General features: G+C 63.5%; 14 protein-coding genes, 1 tRNA gene and 1 pseudogene. 5 read left to right on the forward strand and 11 right to left on the reverse strand.

Annotated elements, in window-relative coordinates; translation table 11 throughout:
- The first annotated feature begins 97 nt into the window (after nucleotides 1–97).
- The gene (locus R3X27_RS08715) at nucleotides 98–490 is read left to right on the forward strand and encodes a phage holin family protein (RefSeq protein WP_317708461.1); all 393 of its coding nucleotides are present in this window, start codon (nucleotides 98–100) and stop codon (nucleotides 488–490) included.
- Nucleotides 491–533: 43 nt separating this feature from the next.
- Here R3X27_RS08715 and R3X27_RS08720 read toward each other — a convergent pair whose 3' ends face one another.
- The 10 genes from R3X27_RS08720 to R3X27_RS08765 all read right to left on the reverse strand — a co-directional run bounded on the left by R3X27_RS08720 (nucleotide 534) and on the right by R3X27_RS08765 (nucleotide 11114).
- Entirely contained in the window at nucleotides 534–1094 is a 561-nt protein-coding gene (locus R3X27_RS08720; RefSeq protein WP_317708462.1) for a hypothetical protein, read from the reverse strand.
- 87 nt (nucleotides 1095–1181) lie between these two features.
- The gene (locus tag R3X27_RS08725; protein WP_317708463.1) at nucleotides 1182–1976 is read right to left on the reverse strand and encodes a tryptophan 2,3-dioxygenase; all 795 of its coding nucleotides are present in this window, start codon (nucleotides 1974–1976) and stop codon (nucleotides 1182–1184) included.
- A 17-nt stretch (nucleotides 1977–1993) separates the two neighbouring features.
- Nucleotides 1994–3223 (reverse strand): hypothetical protein, encoded by a 1230-nt coding sequence (locus R3X27_RS08730; RefSeq protein ID WP_317708464.1) that lies wholly within the window; start codon nucleotides 3221–3223, stop codon nucleotides 1994–1996.
- 227 nt (nucleotides 3224–3450) lie between these two features.
- A complete protein-coding gene (locus tag R3X27_RS08735) occupies nucleotides 3451–4404 on the reverse strand; it encodes a dipeptide ABC transporter ATP-binding protein (RefSeq protein WP_317708465.1) in 954 nt (317 codons plus the stop codon).
- Nucleotides 4401–5378, reverse strand: coding sequence for an ABC transporter ATP-binding protein (locus R3X27_RS08740; protein WP_317708466.1), 978 nt, complete (start codon nucleotides 5376–5378; stop codon nucleotides 4401–4403). Before R3X27_RS08740 ends, R3X27_RS08735 begins: the two co-directional genes overlap by 4 nt.
- 4 nt (nucleotides 5379–5382) lie before the next feature.
- The gene (locus R3X27_RS08745; protein WP_317708467.1) at nucleotides 5383–6273 is read right to left on the reverse strand and encodes an ABC transporter permease subunit; all 891 of its coding nucleotides are present in this window, start codon (nucleotides 6271–6273) and stop codon (nucleotides 5383–5385) included.
- Nucleotide 6274: 1 nt separating this feature from the next.
- Complete coding sequence (locus R3X27_RS08750; RefSeq protein ID WP_317708468.1) at nucleotides 6275–7282, reverse strand: ABC transporter permease subunit; 1008 nt, start codon at nucleotides 7280–7282, stop codon at nucleotides 6275–6277.
- On the reverse strand, nucleotides 7282–8373 hold the full coding sequence (locus R3X27_RS08755; protein ID WP_317708469.1) for a Xaa-Pro peptidase family protein: 1092 nt from the start codon (nucleotides 8371–8373) through the stop codon (nucleotides 7282–7284). The genes R3X27_RS08750 and R3X27_RS08755 overlap by 1 nt, the downstream gene beginning before the upstream one ends.
- Nucleotides 8374–8436: 63 nt before the next feature.
- Complete coding sequence (locus tag R3X27_RS08760) at nucleotides 8437–10026, reverse strand: ABC transporter substrate-binding protein (RefSeq protein ID WP_317708470.1); 1590 nt, start codon at nucleotides 10024–10026, stop codon at nucleotides 8437–8439.
- A gap of 146 nt (nucleotides 10027–10172) precedes the next feature.
- Nucleotides 10173–11114 carry a GlxA family transcriptional regulator gene (locus tag R3X27_RS08765; protein WP_317708471.1) on the reverse strand — a complete coding sequence of 314 codons (942 nt, stop codon included), beginning with the start codon at nucleotides 11112–11114 and terminating at the stop codon, nucleotides 10173–10175.
- Between the two features lie 77 nt (nucleotides 11115–11191).
- Between R3X27_RS08765 and R3X27_RS08770 the strand changes: the two genes are divergently transcribed.
- The 4 genes from R3X27_RS08770 (at nucleotide 11192) to R3X27_RS08785 (ending at nucleotide 14029) form a co-directional block, all read left to right on the forward strand.
- On the forward strand, nucleotides 11192–12103 hold the full coding sequence (locus R3X27_RS08770; protein WP_317708472.1) for a 3-keto-5-aminohexanoate cleavage protein: 912 nt from the start codon (nucleotides 11192–11194) through the stop codon (nucleotides 12101–12103).
- A 24-nt stretch (nucleotides 12104–12127) separates the two neighbouring features.
- Nucleotides 12128–12448, forward strand: a complete 321-nt coding sequence (locus R3X27_RS08775) for a hypothetical protein (RefSeq protein WP_317708473.1) — start codon at nucleotides 12128–12130, stop codon at nucleotides 12446–12448.
- A gap of 8 nt (nucleotides 12449–12456) precedes the next feature.
- Complete coding sequence (locus R3X27_RS08780; protein WP_317708474.1) at nucleotides 12457–13869, forward strand: carnitine 3-dehydrogenase; 1413 nt, start codon at nucleotides 12457–12459, stop codon at nucleotides 13867–13869.
- A gap of 85 nt (nucleotides 13870–13954) precedes the next feature.
- Nucleotides 13955–14029 (forward strand) — tRNA-Glu (locus R3X27_RS08785).
- A 40-nt stretch (nucleotides 14030–14069) separates the two neighbouring features.
- Here R3X27_RS08785 and R3X27_RS08790 read toward each other — a convergent pair.
- A pseudogene (locus tag R3X27_RS08790) lies at nucleotides 14070–14341 on the reverse strand (hypothetical protein); the annotation flags it as partial.

Raw genomic sequence — 14341 nt, forward strand, 5'->3', positions numbered from 1 at the left:
CGAGCACCGGAAGAATTCAACCAGCAGCTGAAATTATCTGCTTTAAAACGGGTATTTGCTCGTTAGTATCGGCGACGAACAGCCAATGGGGGGCCAAATGGTTCGAATGCTGATTTCCACCGCTGTCTACGTTCTCGCAAATGCCATCGGCTTGCTGGTCGCAAGCGTGTTGCTGGGCGAGTCCTTCACCTTCACTGCCACAGGCTTCATTTTCGCGACGGTGCTGCTCTCGCTGGTCTCGGTGCTGGCCGGACCGTTGATCGAGAAGATGTCGGAGAAAAACTTGCCCGCGCTCAAGGGGGGTGTGGCGTTGGTGACGACTTTTGTCGGTCTCCTGATCACCAATCTCTTCGTTGGCGGCATGGAGATCCATGGCGCCTCGACCTGGCTTCTGGCGACAATCCTCGTCTGGGCCGGCGCGCTGATCGCAACACTCGTGCTGCCGATGTTCCTGGTCAAGAAGGTCGTCAAGGACATCCGCGAGGACTGAAAAAACAGGCGCGCCGTGTCCCGGCGCGCCCTTCCCGTCTTTTCTACTCGACCTTGGTCACCGCGATGGCCAGCGCCCGATCAACCGCAACGGCCACCCGGTCACCAGCTTGCCGCGCCGCCGCGAACTTGCGCATTTCCTTCTCGACATAGATCCGCTCTACCGTCCCGTCATTCAACCGGATGACGACGGTATGGGTCAGCTCGTCATAAGACAGGAACTCGACGACGGTAGAGCCCGAGCCGATCACGGCGCCGGCGGGCTTCTCGCCCTCCATCGCCGCCCCGGCGACAACCTCGCCGAGAGCCGTTCCGGGGTCTGCCGGGTCAGCCATGCCAACGGCAACCGATTGCTGGTATTCCAGCGAGACCTGGTCGCCAATCATCATCTCGTCGAAATTCACGACCTGCGGGCCGGCACGGAAGACGACCGAACCGCCTTTCCCGCTCACCTTGAACAGGCGCTTCTCGGGGATGATCGCCTCGATTGTCCCGTCGAGAGAGATCGACTCCGACCGCTCCGCATATGTATCCGAGCCGCCGATCGTATCACATCCCGCCGCCAGCAAGAGACAGCCCGCCGCTGCCAAAACTGTAAGTTTCATCCCTCACACCCTTCGAATAAAAAATTTACACTCGACAACTCTCAGTTGCGCGCCGGCAAGGCAAGCCCCCCTTGTTCAAAGCTACGTTCAAAGCTGTGTGCGCAATTCCCAGAGTTCGGGAAAAAAGGTGACATCGAGCATCCGCCGCAGATACGAGACGCCGCTCGTCCCACCCGTCCCAATCTTGGCGCCAATCACACGCTCGACCGTGGTCACATGGTTGAAACGCCAACACCGGAAACGGTCCTCCGTCTCGATCAGCTGCTCGGCAAGGTCGAAAAGCTCCGGGAAAGCGTCCGCCTCCCGGTAGATCCGCAACCAGCCCGCCAGGACCGCCTCTTGCCGAATGTAGGGCCGGTCCTGCGCAAAAGCCGCATCGGGCAGCGTGCAGCCGAGCCGCGCCTCCACCTGCCGCAGCGCGGCCTGATAGAGCGACGCACGGCCCAGTTCGGCATCGAGCCGCTCCAGCGCTGCCGGATCGGCCTCATGCGGTTTGCGCAGTGACAGGACGCGGTTGCCGAGCGCATATTCGACGAGGCGGTATTGCACGGATTGGAACCCCGACGCCTCGCCAAGATCGCCGCGAAAGCTCATGAAATCCAGCGGATCGAGACTGCGCAGCACATCCCAGCTCGCGACGAGGTGATCGAGCACCCGCGCCACGCGCCGCAACGCCTTGCCCGCCCCGCGCAGATCGCCCGCGCAGAGCCCGGCCCGCGCGGCATCGATCTCCGCGAGCACCAGCTTGAACCAGAGCTCACTGGTCTGATGCTGGATGATGAAGAGCATCTCGTCCGGGCTTTGCGAGACCGGTTCCTGCGCCTGGAGGATGCGGTCCAACCGCAAGTGGCGGCCATAGGTGAAGTCGCTGTCCTCGGCCATTCCCGCCTGTCCTTCGTTCATCTGTCCGGCAGTTCCCGGAACACGGGAACGGATCGCACGGCGTCCAGATAGGGCACGCCCTCGGTATAGCCGGTGCCACCGCGGGTGCCGAGAAAGCGCTTTGCGAGTTGGTAATGCGCCTGCCGCCAGCGCAGGAGCTGCTTCGAGAATATGCGCATCTCTTGCGCCAGTGCGTCCCGTTCCGGCGCCGCAAGCCGCCCGTGCCGACACGCCGCCGCGAAGGCGTCGTCCAGCGTCTCCTGCCCGTCTTCCGCACGCACCCGCACCTCCGGCACGGCCGCATAGGCCGCCGAGTCCAACCGCTCCGGGTCCGGCCGCCGGCAGAGCGCTTCGACCCGCTTGTAACCGGCGGACTGGATGGCGCTTGCCCCTTCGGTGAAACGGCGGAAATCGTGGAAGGCCGCTATCTGCATCGTGCCAAGCAGCGGGAAGAGCCGCGCCGCCTCGCGCAGAATCGCATTGGCTTGCCGCAGGGATGGCAGCGCCGCCCCGTTCTCTTCGGGCAGCTCCCGGATCGCCCGGCGTAACAAAACGGCGATCCAGGCGAAATTGACCTCGAAGCTCTGCAGGATACGCAGGAACATGTACTCGTCATGGACGAGATGCACCGGCTGAAGGCTCAGCGCCATCCGAAGCCGTGTCTGCGTCGTCAGCGCAGCATCCCGCCAGGCAAGAAAGCGGCGCGCGCCGTCCAGCCCGGTCTCCGCCGTCCCGTCCATCCGCTCGACCGAAGGCCGCAGGGCGGCGAGCGCCCGTTGCACGCGTTTCTCGGCCTCCACGGGCTCCGGGCGCATTTGCGGCAGCGGGGCCCCTGCCCCGTCCAGGGCCTGCACCTCGAAACGAATGACATCGCCCAGCAGATCCACGAGCATCCGGTCCCGCCGCGTGTCAATCTCCCCGGGGTCCAGATCCCCACCGTCATCGGGCAGGTCCAGCAGCGCCAGTGCACAATAGCTGCTGTAGTCATAGCGCCTGTCCCGCTTGTCGAGCGCAATATCGAGAAAGACGCGCAGCTGTCCTTGGCGCGAAAGCGACCGGGCCTTGTCGAGCTGGACGAGGATCTCTGGCGGAACGAAATGCTTGCCGCAGGAAAGGTAGAGCTCAAGCACGGGCGCATAGGGAAACCCCGCCTCTTCGGGGTCGCGACTCCAAGCCTCCAGCGCCTGCACACAGTCCGCTGCAGGCAGCGGTTCCTGCTGCATGTCTCTCGGCGGTTCGGATCTCACCGACCACTCCTCTCGATCCCGTTTCGGGCTGGCAGCCCTGTTTGCGCTATCCCGAAGCTTGTAGGCGGGCCAGCGCGTTCGGGCAAGAATTTCGCGCGATCAATGCGCGAAATCGGGTCCATGTGGAAAGGATGGCAAGCGAACACGCCGCCTTGCCGCCGCAAGTGTGGTCTTTGCGGTGGGCTGCGGGATTGCTCCGGCTCCGCCCCGTAAGAGCAAAGGCCGCTCTATTCCGGGAAGTGGCAGGCCGCGCGTTGCACGTCGTCGTCCAGTTCCGGCCGCTCGGTGCGACACTTGTCCTTGGCTTTCCAGCAGCGCGGGCTGAAGGGACATCCGGGCGGAATGTTGACTGGAGACGGCAGCTCGCCGGTCAGCTTGATCCGCTGCTTGCGCAGGGTCGGATCGGCCATCGGCGTCGCGGAGAGCAGCGCCTTTGTATAAGGATGGCGCTGATGTTCGAAGAGCGCCTCCTTGGAGGCCACTTCGACAGGGCGCCCGAGATACATCACGATCACGTCGTCGGCGATATGTTTCACCACCGAGAGGTCATGGCTGATGAAGAGATAGGCCAGCCCAAGCCGCTCCTGCAGGTCGACCAGCAGATTGAGAATCTGCGACTGGATCGAGAGATCCAGGGCCGAGACAGGCTCGTCGAGCACCAGCACCTTGGGCTCCAGCATCAGCGCCCGGCCGACAGCGATCCGCTGGCGCTGGCCACCGGAGAACATATGCGGGTAGCGGTCGAAATGCTCAGGGCGCAGACCGACCAGTTCCAGCATCTCGCGGGCGCGGCGGGTGCGCTCCTCGCGGGGCATGTCCGGGTGGTTGATGATCAGCGGCTCTTCAAGGATCTGTCCGCAGCGCTGGCGCGGGTTGAGCGATCCATACGGGTCCTGGAAAACGATCTGGACCGTGGTGCGCAGTTCGTCATGATTGTCAGCCGTAGCCTTCGTGCCGTTGAGCATGAAAGAGCCGGCAACGGGTTCTTCGATCATGGTGATGCAGCGCGCCAGCGTGGACTTGCCGCAGCCGCTTTCCCCCACAACGGCGAGCGTCTTGCCGGGTTCCAGCGAGAAGGAGGCGCCGGTCAGGGCGCGCACGATGCGGTCCTGGCCGAACATGCCGCCCTTGAGGACATATTCCTGGGTCAGGTTCTCGGCGACGAGGACGGGTTCGCTCATGCCTCTTCCTCCGCGGTGAGATTGATGGGCGTGTGGCAGCGGGCATAGCCGATCTCTGCGCCACCGACAGGCGGCGGAGTCGAGTGGCACAGCTCGGTGGCCATCGAACAGCGAGGGCTGAACATGCAGCCCTTCGGCCGGTCGAACTGCCCCGGCACGACACCGGGAATGGTCGGCAGGTGTTTGGTGGTCGCCCGCTCCGGGAGAGCGGCCAGCAGCGCGGCCGTATAGGGGTGGTGCGGGCGTTCGAACAGCGCCGTTACCTCCTGTTGCTCGCATTTCTGGCCCGCATATTGCACCGAGACCTGCTGTGCCGTCTCGGCCACCACCCCCATGTCATGGGTGATAAGAACGAGAGCCATGCCGGTCTCTTCCTGCAAGCTGGTCAGCAGCTCGAGAATCTGCGCCTGGATGGTCACGTCGAGCGCCGTGGTCGGCTCGTCGGCGATCAGCATTTTCGGCTTGCAGGCAATCGCCATGGCGATCATCACCCGCTGGTTCATCCCGCCCGACATCTGGTGCGGGAAGGTGGAGAGCCGGGTCTCCGGCGCCGGAATACCAACCTGCTCGAACAGTTCGATGGCCCGGGCCTGGCGCGCCTTGCGATCCATGCCGAGATGGATGCGCAGCGCTTCCTTGATCTGGAATCCGACCGTGTAGCAGGGGTTCAGCGAGGTCATCGGCTCCTGGAAGATCATCGACATGTCCTTGCCGATGATCTGGCGGCGCGAGCGCGGCGTGATCGAGCGCAGATCATTGCCGTCGAACTTCATCACGTCCGACGTGATGGTCGCGGTCCAGGGCAGCAGTCCCATCATGGCGAGGAAGGCCACGGATTTTCCGGAGCCGGATTCGCCCACGACGGCGGTGATGTCGCCCGGGTCGAGCGTAAGGTCGAACCCGTCCACGGCGCGGAACCGGCCGGAGGTGGTCTCGAAATCGACCGAGAGGTTGCGGACTTCTAGCAAGGCCATCGCGTCAGCTCCTCTTGAGTTTCGGGTCGAGCGCGTCGCGGAGACCATCGCCCATGAGGTTGATCGCCAGCACCGTGATCAGGATGGCGAGGCCGGGGAAGGTCACAACCCACCAGGCGCGCAGGATGAACTCGCGCGCCTCGGCGAGCATGGTGCCCCATTCCGGGGTGGGCGGCTGCGCGCCCATTCCGAGGAAGCCAAGCGCAGCCACGTCGAGGATGGCGTTGGAGAAGGACAGCGCGGCCTGGACGATGATCGGCGCGAGGCAGTTGGGCAGGACGGTGACGAACATCATCCGCAAGCGGCCCGCCCCGGCCACCTTGGCCGAGGTCACGTAGTCCTTGTGCCGCTCCGAGATCACGGCGGCCCGCGTCAGGCGGACGTAATGCGGCTGGAGCACGATGGCGATCGCGATCACCGCGTTCATCAGCGACGGGCCCAGCACCGCGACCAGCACCAAGGCCAGCAGAAGCGACGGGAAGGCGAGGATCACGTCCATCAGCCGCATGATGATCGTGTCGAGCCATTTTGGCGCGAAGCCAGCCAGAAGGCCGATGGAAATGCCGCCCGTTGTGGAGATAACGACGACGACAACGCCAACGAAGAAGGAGAAGCGCGCACCGTGGATCAGGCGCGAGGCGAGGTCACGCCCAAGCGCGTCGGTTCCGAGTACGAAATCCCAACTGCCGCCTTCCTGCCAGGCCGGGGGTTGGAGGAAATGCTCACGGAATTGCTCTGTCGGGTCATAGGGCGCCAGAATCGGCGCAAAAACCGCCACGAAGAACACCATGAGGAAGACATAGAGTCCGATAACGGCGCCCCGGTTTTCCCGGAAATAGTACCAGAATTCCTTCAGGCGGCCGGGACGTTCGACGGATTGGGTTGTCTCGACCATGTCAGGATTTCCGGATCTTCGGGTTGATGAGGCCGTAGAGCACATCAACGGTGAGGTTCACGACCATCACCATGACGGCGATGAGCATCAGGCCGCCCTGCACGACGGGATAGTCGCGGCGATAGATCGAATCGACCATCCATTTGCCGATGCCCGGCCAGGAAAAGATCGTCTCGGTCAGGATGGCGCCGGCCAGCAGCGTGCCGACCAGCAGGCCGATCACGGTGATCACGGGGATCATCGCGTTGCGCAGCGCGTGGATATAGGTGATCCGCGAGGGCGGCAGGCCCTTGGCCCGCGCCGTGCGGATGTAGTCCTCGCCCAGCACTTCGAGCATGGCCGAGCGGGTCTGGCGCGCGATCACGGCAAGCGGGATGGTGGCGAGCACGATGGTCGGCAGGACCAGGTGGCTGACAGCCGACTTGAATGCGCCGGACTGGCCCGAGAGCAGGCTGTCGATCAGCATGAAACCGGTCACGTCGTCAAAGAAGAACATCAGCGAGATGCGGCCCGAGACCGGCGTCCAGCCGAGCCAGCCGGAGAAGACGATGATCATCAGGAGCGCCCACCAGAAGATCGGCATCGAGTAGCCGACCAGCGCCGAGGACATCAGCGCGCGGTCGAAGAACTTGCCGCGATTGATGGCGGCGATGACGCCGGCGGGGATGCCGAGCAGGATCGCCAGCGTGATGGCGCAGAGCGACAGCTCCAACGTTGCCGGGAAAAGGGCGAAGAACTCGTCGAAGACCGGCTTCTTGGTCACGAAGCTGGTGCCGAGATCGCCCTGCAACACGCCGGTCATGTAGTCCCAGTATTGCGACACAAGCGGCTGGTCGAAGCCGAATTGCGCGCGCAGCTCGGCATAACGTTCATCGGACATGCCGCGTTCGCCGGCCATGACGATGATCGGATCGCCCGGCAGCACGCGGATGAAGGAGAAGGAAATGAGCGTCACCCCGATGAAGGTCGGGATGAAGGTCATGAGGCGGGACAGGAGGAAATTCAGCATTATCCGATTACCGTCAGGTCCTTTGAAAAAGTTGTGAGCGAGCGACATCCGGTGTCAGTGACCAGAACGTCGTCTTCGATGCGTATTCCGAACGCATCGGCGGCGTATAACCCCGGTTCGATGGTGAATACCATGCCGGATTCCAGTTTTTCCTGGTTCCCGCGCATGATCTGCGGCGCTTCGTGCACCGCGCGGCCGAGCCCGTGTCCGGTCTTGTGGCGGATCAGATCGGCGAATTCCGACGCCTCCAGCACCGATGTGCAGGCATCGTCAATCTCATGGGCGGTGACGCCGGCGCGGGTGATCTCATGCCCTTTGAGATTGGCCGCGAGTACCGTTTGATAGGCCGCCGCGACCGGTTCCGGCGCATGATCGACGAAGAAAGTGCGCGTGATATCAGCGTTCAAGCCGCCGAATTTCGCACCGAAATCGAAGAGCAGGGTGTCGCCGGCGCGGATAGCGTAATCGGCGCGGGAATGGGCATGGGGCTTGGCGGAGTTGTCCCCGGCAGCGACGATCGGGCTGAAGGCATGGGCCTCTGCGCCATTACGGAAGAGTGCCATCGTGAGCAGCATTTCGATCTCGCGCTCGGTCTGGCCAACCCGAACCTGCGACACCGTTTCCGCCAGCGCGGCTTCCGAGATTCGGATCGCCTCTTCGAGAATCGACAGCTCTTCGACCGTTTTCACCAGACGCAGCGCCGAGATCTCCTTCTCGGCATCGATGACTTCCAGCCCCGGATACACGCGGCTCAGCGCATGATGGACGAAGACGCGCATAACCTGCCCTTCAACCGCGAGCCGTTTCAGCGGCAGATGCGCAGCCAGCGCCGCGAACGCGCCGTCATAGCCATCCTGGTCGCGCCAATCGAAGACCGGGCCTTCGAATCCGAGCGGTTCGAAGCTCTTCATCTCGAGATTGGGCACGATCGCAGCAGGCGGTCCCTCTGCGGGCACCACGATCATGAGCGGGCGCTCATGGCTGTGAAACGACTTCAGGAAGAGCCGTTCGAAATTCGGTCCGGGAACGATGGCGATGGCATCGGCGTCCAGATCGCGGGCGGTCTGGCGCAGGGCGCTGTAGCGGTCCATGTCGGGGAAGTCCTCGAAAGGAAAAGGACCGGGGCAGAGGCTGCCCCGGTCCGGTGAAGTGGATTACTTGAGATCCACGCCGTAGAAGATGTGACCACCCAGCGGGTGCACCTTGTAGCCTTCGACCTCCGGACGCACCGGCATGAAGACGGTCGAGTGGGCGATCGTGGCCCAGGGGGCTTCGGCCTTGAAGACAGCCTGAGCCTGCTTGTAGAGCTCGGTCCGCTTCTCGACATCGGCAACCTGCTTGGCCTCGATGGTCAGCTTGTCGAACTCTTCGTTGCACCACTGGGCGCGGTTCGATTTGCCAACACCGTCACAGCCCAGCAGCACGGCCAGGAAGTTGTCCGGATCGCCATTGTCGCCGGTCCAGCCAAGCAGAACGGCACCGTCACGGTCCAGCTCCTTGGAACGCGACAGGTACTCGCCCCATTCGTAGGAGACGACTTCCACGTTCACACCGATCTTGCTGAAGTCTTCCTGCATCAGCTCGGCCATGCGGCGCGCGTTCGGGTTGTAGGGACGCTGCACCGGCATTGCCCAGATCTTCATCGACAGATCGGTCACGCCTTCGGCTTCCAGGGCGGCCTTGGCGGCGTCCGGATCGTAGGCGTCGTCGACGGTCGACTCGTCATAGGACCAGATGGTCGGCGGGATCGGGTTCTTGGCAACAACGCCGGCACCCTGGAAGACGACGTCGATGATGGCGTTCTTGTCGATCGCCATGTTCAGCGCCTTGCGGACCTTCGGATTGTCGAAGGGCGCCACTTGCGTGTTATAGGCGAGGTAGCCAACGTTGAGGCCTTCCTGCTGCAGCAAGTTGATGTCCTCATCCGAGCCCATGGCTTCGAGATCGGCCGGGTTCGGATACGGCATGACGTGGCATTCGCCGGCCTTCATCTTCTGGTAGCGCACGGAGGCATCCGGCGTGATCGCGAAGACGAGATTCTCCAGCGGGGAGGCCTCTTTCCAGTAGTCGGCATTGGCCGCATAGCGGATCACGGCGTCCTTCTGGTAGGCCACGAAGGTGAACGGACCGGTGCCGACCGGCGCCTGGTTCAGCTGCTCGGGCGTGCCCGCGGCCAGCATCGCATCGGCATATTCGGCCGACAGGATCGAGGCAAAGTCCATGGCCAGGTTGGCGACCATCGGAGCTTCCGGACGGTTCAGCACGAACTTGACGGTGTAATCGTCAACCTTGACGATTTCCTTGAGAAGGTCGGGCATGGACATGCCGCCGAAATACTCCCAGGTGCCGCCGGAGACCTGGTTATAGGCGTTGTCTTCTTTCCACTGACGCTCGAAGGAGAAGATCACGTCATCGGCGTTGAAGTCACGCGTCGGCGTGAAGGCGTCGTTGGAGTGGAACTTCACGCCCTGGCGGAGCTTGAAGGTGTACTCGAGCCCATCCTCGGAGGCTTCCCAGCTCTCGGCGAGCCCCGGGATCACGTTGGTGGTGCCGGTTTCGAACTCGACCAGACGGTTGTAGATCGGGTGCGAAGAGGCGTCGAAGGTCGTACCGGAGGTGTAGAGCGCCGGGTCGAAGCCTTCAGGCGAGCCTTCGGAGCAATAGACGAGCGTCTTGGCCGAGGCCGCGCTGGCCAGCAACGTGGCACCCAGAAGCGCCGCGGTTACGGTCCGCGTGATTTTCATGAGAACTCTCCCAATTGGTTTTGCCCGTTATCCGGGCAGGTGGCGGAGATTTGACAACCAAACCGCTTGGGATGCAATGGCCCGACAGCGTTACGGATGCGAAAGCAGCGACGCAAAATGCCGCCCTGTCCTTTTGGTCAGGCGGCTCAGGGACGAAACTGACGTGGCGACAGGCCAAATTCGCGCCGAAACGCCCGGGCAAAGGCGCTGGAATCAGTATAGCCGCAGCGCAGCGCGATCTCCGAGACCGAAATCCGGCCTTCGCCCAGCAGGCGTCGCGCCAGATTGAGCCGCAGCCGGAGATAGACAGCGCGTGGACTCGCCCCGAGCGCACGCGAGAATCGCTTCTCCAGCTCACGCTGCGGACATCCCGCCGCCCGTGCCAGCGCCTCGATGCTCAGCGGCTCCTCGATATTGGCCTCCATCTCGGCCAGCGCATGGGCGACATAGCGGTCGGTCTGGCCGGGTGTCTCAACGCGCGGCGCGTCGGCATCGGAATGCATGAACATCGAGGCGATCTCCAGCGACAACGCAGCGCCATGGGTGTCCGCCAGCCAACTCACGACGAGCTCATAGGCCGTCATCGCCCCGCCCGCGCTCCACAGGTTGCGGTCGCGCACCCAGCGGCGACGGCGGGCGTGGATCTCCGGGAATGTCTCGGAAAATGCCTCCATCTCCTCGAAATGGATCGTCGCCTCATAGCCGTCGAGCAGTCCGGCCTCGGCCAGCAACCAGGAGCCCATGTCCAGCCCGACCAGTGTCGAGAAGCGCCGCGCCGCCGCCCTGAGAGCCCGGTTGCAGTCCGGCGTCGCGTAAGCTCGCGCGCCATAGCTGGGCAGCAGGACCAGCATATCGCCGCCGGGCGCCCGCGACAGACGGCTTTCAGGCGTGATGGTGAAACCGGACGACGAGGTGACGGGCTGGCCGTCCAGCGTCAGCACCTCCCAGCGATAGGCAGAACGCCCCAGCAACCCGTTGGCCGCGCGCAGGGGTTCGATCGTGTTGGCGAGGCAATGCATCGAGAAGCGCTCGAAGAGGAGCACGCCAACAGTCCAGCTCTCGGTTGACGGCTTGATCCAATCCGGCATGGTTCGAGTTAAACCGGCACAGTCAGCCGGGTCAATCCGTCTAGCTTGAGGGCCGTTGTCAAACGGAGAAGACCGCCATGCCGCTCGAAATGAACCGGGACGTTTTCATCACCTGCGCCGTGACCGGCTCGGGCGGCACGCAGGATCGCAGCCCGCATGTGCCACGCTCGCCGGAACAGATCGCGGACTCGGCCATCGCGGCGGCCAAGGCCGGTGCGGCGATCGTGCATTGCCATGTGCGCGACCCCGAGACCGGCGCGCCGGCGCGGGACAAGGCGCTCTATCGCGAGGTGACGGAGCGGATTCGAGACGCCGAGATCGACGTGGTGCTGAACCTGACCGCCGGCATGGGCGGCGACATGGTCTTCGGCGGCACGGAGAACCCGTTGCCGCTTGTCGCGGGAACCGACATGATCGGCGCTGAAGAACGTGTGGCCCATGTCGCCGAGTGCCGGCCCGAGATCTGCACCCTCGATTGCGGCACGATGAACTTCGCCGAAGCCGATTACGTGATGACCAACACGCCCGGCATGTTGCGCGCGATGGGATCGATGATGACCGAGATGGGTGTGAAGCCCGAAATCGAGGCCTTCGACACCGGCCATCTCTGGCTCGCCAAGGCGCTTGTGGAGGAAGGCGTTCTCGCCTCCCCTGCCCTCGTGCAGCTCTGCATGGGTGTGCCCTGGGGCGCGCCGGACGACCTCAACACTTTCCTCGCGATGGTCAACAATGTGCCGAAGGGCTGGACCTGGTCCGCCTTCTCGCTGGGCCGTCACCAGATGCCCTATGTCGCGGCCTCCGTGCTGGCGGGCGGCAATGTCCGCGTTGGGCTGGAGGACAATCTCTGGCTCGGAAAGGGCGTGCAGGCGACCAATGCGCAGCTCGTCGAACGCGCTCGCGGGATCATCGAGGGGCTCGGCGCGACGGTGATCGGCCCTGACGCGGTGCGGCAACGGCTCGGCTTGGAGAAGCGCGCGCCGCTGGCCTAGGGTCGCGGCAAAAGGAGTATCTCCATGAAACATTTTCTCCTCCTGGGCCTCGCAATTCTCGCTCTTGGCGCCTGCCAACAAGACCCGAAGACCGACCCGCCCGCAGAACCGTCCAACATGGCAGGCTGCGAAGCGCGCGGTGGAACCTGGGGCGTGGCCGGGCTCTTGCAAGAGCCGATCTGCACCCTTCCAACGCCGGATGCCGGGAAAGCCTGCAGCGTGGAATCGGACTGCACCGGCATGTGCATGGCGGACACGAAGACCTGCTCTACGGTAACACCCCTCTTCGGCTGCCATGTCTTTCTGGACGATGACGGCACGACATATGAAATGTGCATAGACTGAGGACATCCATGACAAAGACGGCAGCGATCATTGGTGGCGGGGTTATCGGCGGCGGCTGGGCCGCGCGTTTCCTGTTCAACGGCTGGAACGTGAAGCTCTTCGATCCCGACCCGGAGGCCGAGCGCAAGATTGGCGAGGTACTGGCCAATGCGCGGCGCACCCTGCCGATGCTCTATGACCGTGCATTGCCGCCCGAGGGCCGGCTTACCCATGTCGCCACCATTGCCGAGGCGGTGTCGGATGTCGACTGGATCCAGGAAAGCGTGCCCGAACGGCTCGATCTCAAGCATCGCGTCTATGCCGAGATTGAAACCGCCGCCGCGCCGGACACATTGGTCGGCTCGTCTACCTCTGGTTTCAAACCCTCCGAGCTGCGCGCGGGATCGATCCATCCCGAACGCCTCTTCGTCGCCCACCCGTTCAACCCGGTTTACCTGCTGCCGGTGATCGAGCTGGTCGGCGCGCCGGACGCGGCCAGCGCCCCACTGCGCGCGGTCGGGCTCTATCCGTTAACGGTGCGCAAGGAGATCGACGCCCATATCGCCGACCGCCTGCTCGAAGCCGTCTGGCGCGAGAGCCTCTGGCTGGTCAAGGACGGCATTGCCACCACCGAGGAGATCGACGACGCCATCCGCTATGGGTTCGGCCTCCGTTGGGCGCAGATGGGGCTGTTCGAAACCTACCGGATCGCCGGCGGCGAGGCCGGGATGAAGCATTTCATGGCCCAGTTCGGCCCGGCCCTGGAATGGCCCTGGACGAAGCTCATGGATGTGCCCGAGTTCACTCAGGAGCTGGTCGACCTCATTGCCGACCAGTCGGACGCGCAATCCGGCCACCTCACGATCCGCGAACTGGAACGGATGCGCGATGACAATCTCGTCGCTATGATGCGCGCCCTCAAGGCCCGCGACGCCGCCGCTGGAAAGCTCATCACCGAGCATGAAGCAACCCTGTCCGCCCCAACCGCAGAGAACGCCCCCCTCACCACGGTGGACCGGATCGTCCCCATCGATTGGACCGACTACAATGGTCACATGAACGAGAGCCGCTTCGGGCAGGCCTTCTCGGACGCCGCCGACGCGGTGATGGTGGCCGTCGGTGCGGATGCCGACTACGTCGCTTCGGGGCTGAGCTACTTCACCGTCGATATCCGCATCCGTTTCCTCGATGAGGCCAAGGCAGGGGAGCGGATCTGTGTGAAGAGCCAGATTCTGGACGGTACAGGCAAGAAACTGCGCCTGTTTCACCGAATGCTCAACGCCGCTGGCGAAGAGATGGCCACGGCCGAACAATTGCTGATCCATGTCAGTCTCGAAACTCGCCGTGCCTGCGACCCTGACGCCCCTCTTCAACTACGGTTGAAGCAGCTCACACAAGCCCATGCTGCCATGCCGCAACCGGCTGAAAAGGAACGTCTCTGAGCTTCCCGCTCTGTCGTGTTTTTTCAGTCGGAAACCCGCTTGCAAAGCCGCAAATCCTTGGCTAAGAAGAGCGCCACGCCGATGCGGTCCGTTCGTCTATCGGTTAGGACGCCAGGTTTTCAACCTGGAAAGAGGGGTTCGATTCCCCTACGGACTGCCAATTCTTCCCAAAAACTGTTGTATTGTGGTGGAGTACACCCTCAGCGTGTCCCACGCTCGGGATGCTGTGGGACACCTTCGCCCTTGGCGCGCTTTTTCGTGGCCTCTGAGGCGAGCTTCCGGCGGTCGGATTTTTCGGTGTAGATCTCGGTTGTCTTAGTCTCGATGTGGGCCAAGACGGCACCGATTTCGTAGACCGACGCGCCAGCCTGCGCCATCATCTCAGCGACGCCCTTGCAGAGACCGTGCTGCGAGCGAGTCGCCCTCTTGACTATCTCGTCCGGCTCGTGATGGGCCAACTCGTACGAAAGGA

This window comes from Tropicimonas sp. TH_r6 (assembly GCF_033101155.1).
In the GTDB taxonomy this organism is placed as follows: Bacteria; Pseudomonadota; Alphaproteobacteria; order Rhodobacterales; family Rhodobacteraceae; genus Tropicimonas.

Coding starts and splice junctions, on each gene's coding strand:
- R3X27_RS08715 (WP_317708461.1), top strand. CDS start 98: ATGGTTCGAATGCTGATTTCCACCGCTGTCTACGTTCTCGCAAATGCC.
- R3X27_RS08770 (WP_317708472.1), top strand. CDS start 11,192: ATGCCGCTCGAAATGAACCGGGACGTTTTCATCACCTGCGCCGTGACC.
- R3X27_RS08745 (WP_317708467.1), bottom strand. CDS start 6,273: ATGGTCGAGACAACCCAATCCGTCGAACGTCCCGGCCGCCTGAAGGAA.
- R3X27_RS08750 (WP_317708468.1), bottom strand. CDS start 7,282: ATGCTGAATTTCCTCCTGTCCCGCCTCATGACCTTCATCCCGACCTTC.
- R3X27_RS08760 (WP_317708470.1), bottom strand. CDS start 10,026: ATGAAAATCACGCGGACCGTAACCGCGGCGCTTCTGGGTGCCACGTTG.
- R3X27_RS08765 (WP_317708471.1), bottom strand. CDS start 11,114: ATGCCGGATTGGATCAAGCCGTCAACCGAGAGCTGGACTGTTGGCGTG.
- R3X27_RS08755 (WP_317708469.1), bottom strand. CDS start 8,373: ATGGACCGCTACAGCGCCCTGCGCCAGACCGCCCGCGATCTGGACGCC.
- R3X27_RS08720 (WP_317708462.1), bottom strand. CDS start 1,094: ATGAAACTTACAGTTTTGGCAGCGGCGGGCTGTCTCTTGCTGGCGGCG.
- R3X27_RS08775 (WP_317708473.1), top strand. CDS start 12,128: ATGAAACATTTTCTCCTCCTGGGCCTCGCAATTCTCGCTCTTGGCGCC.
- R3X27_RS08780 (WP_317708474.1), top strand. CDS start 12,457: ATGACAAAGACGGCAGCGATCATTGGTGGCGGGGTTATCGGCGGCGGC.
- R3X27_RS08725 (WP_317708463.1), bottom strand. CDS start 1,976: ATGGCCGAGGACAGCGACTTCACCTATGGCCGCCACTTGCGGTTGGAC.
- R3X27_RS08740 (WP_317708466.1), bottom strand. CDS start 5,378: ATGGCCTTGCTAGAAGTCCGCAACCTCTCGGTCGATTTCGAGACCACC.
- R3X27_RS08735 (WP_317708465.1), bottom strand. CDS start 4,404: ATGAGCGAACCCGTCCTCGTCGCCGAGAACCTGACCCAGGAATATGTC.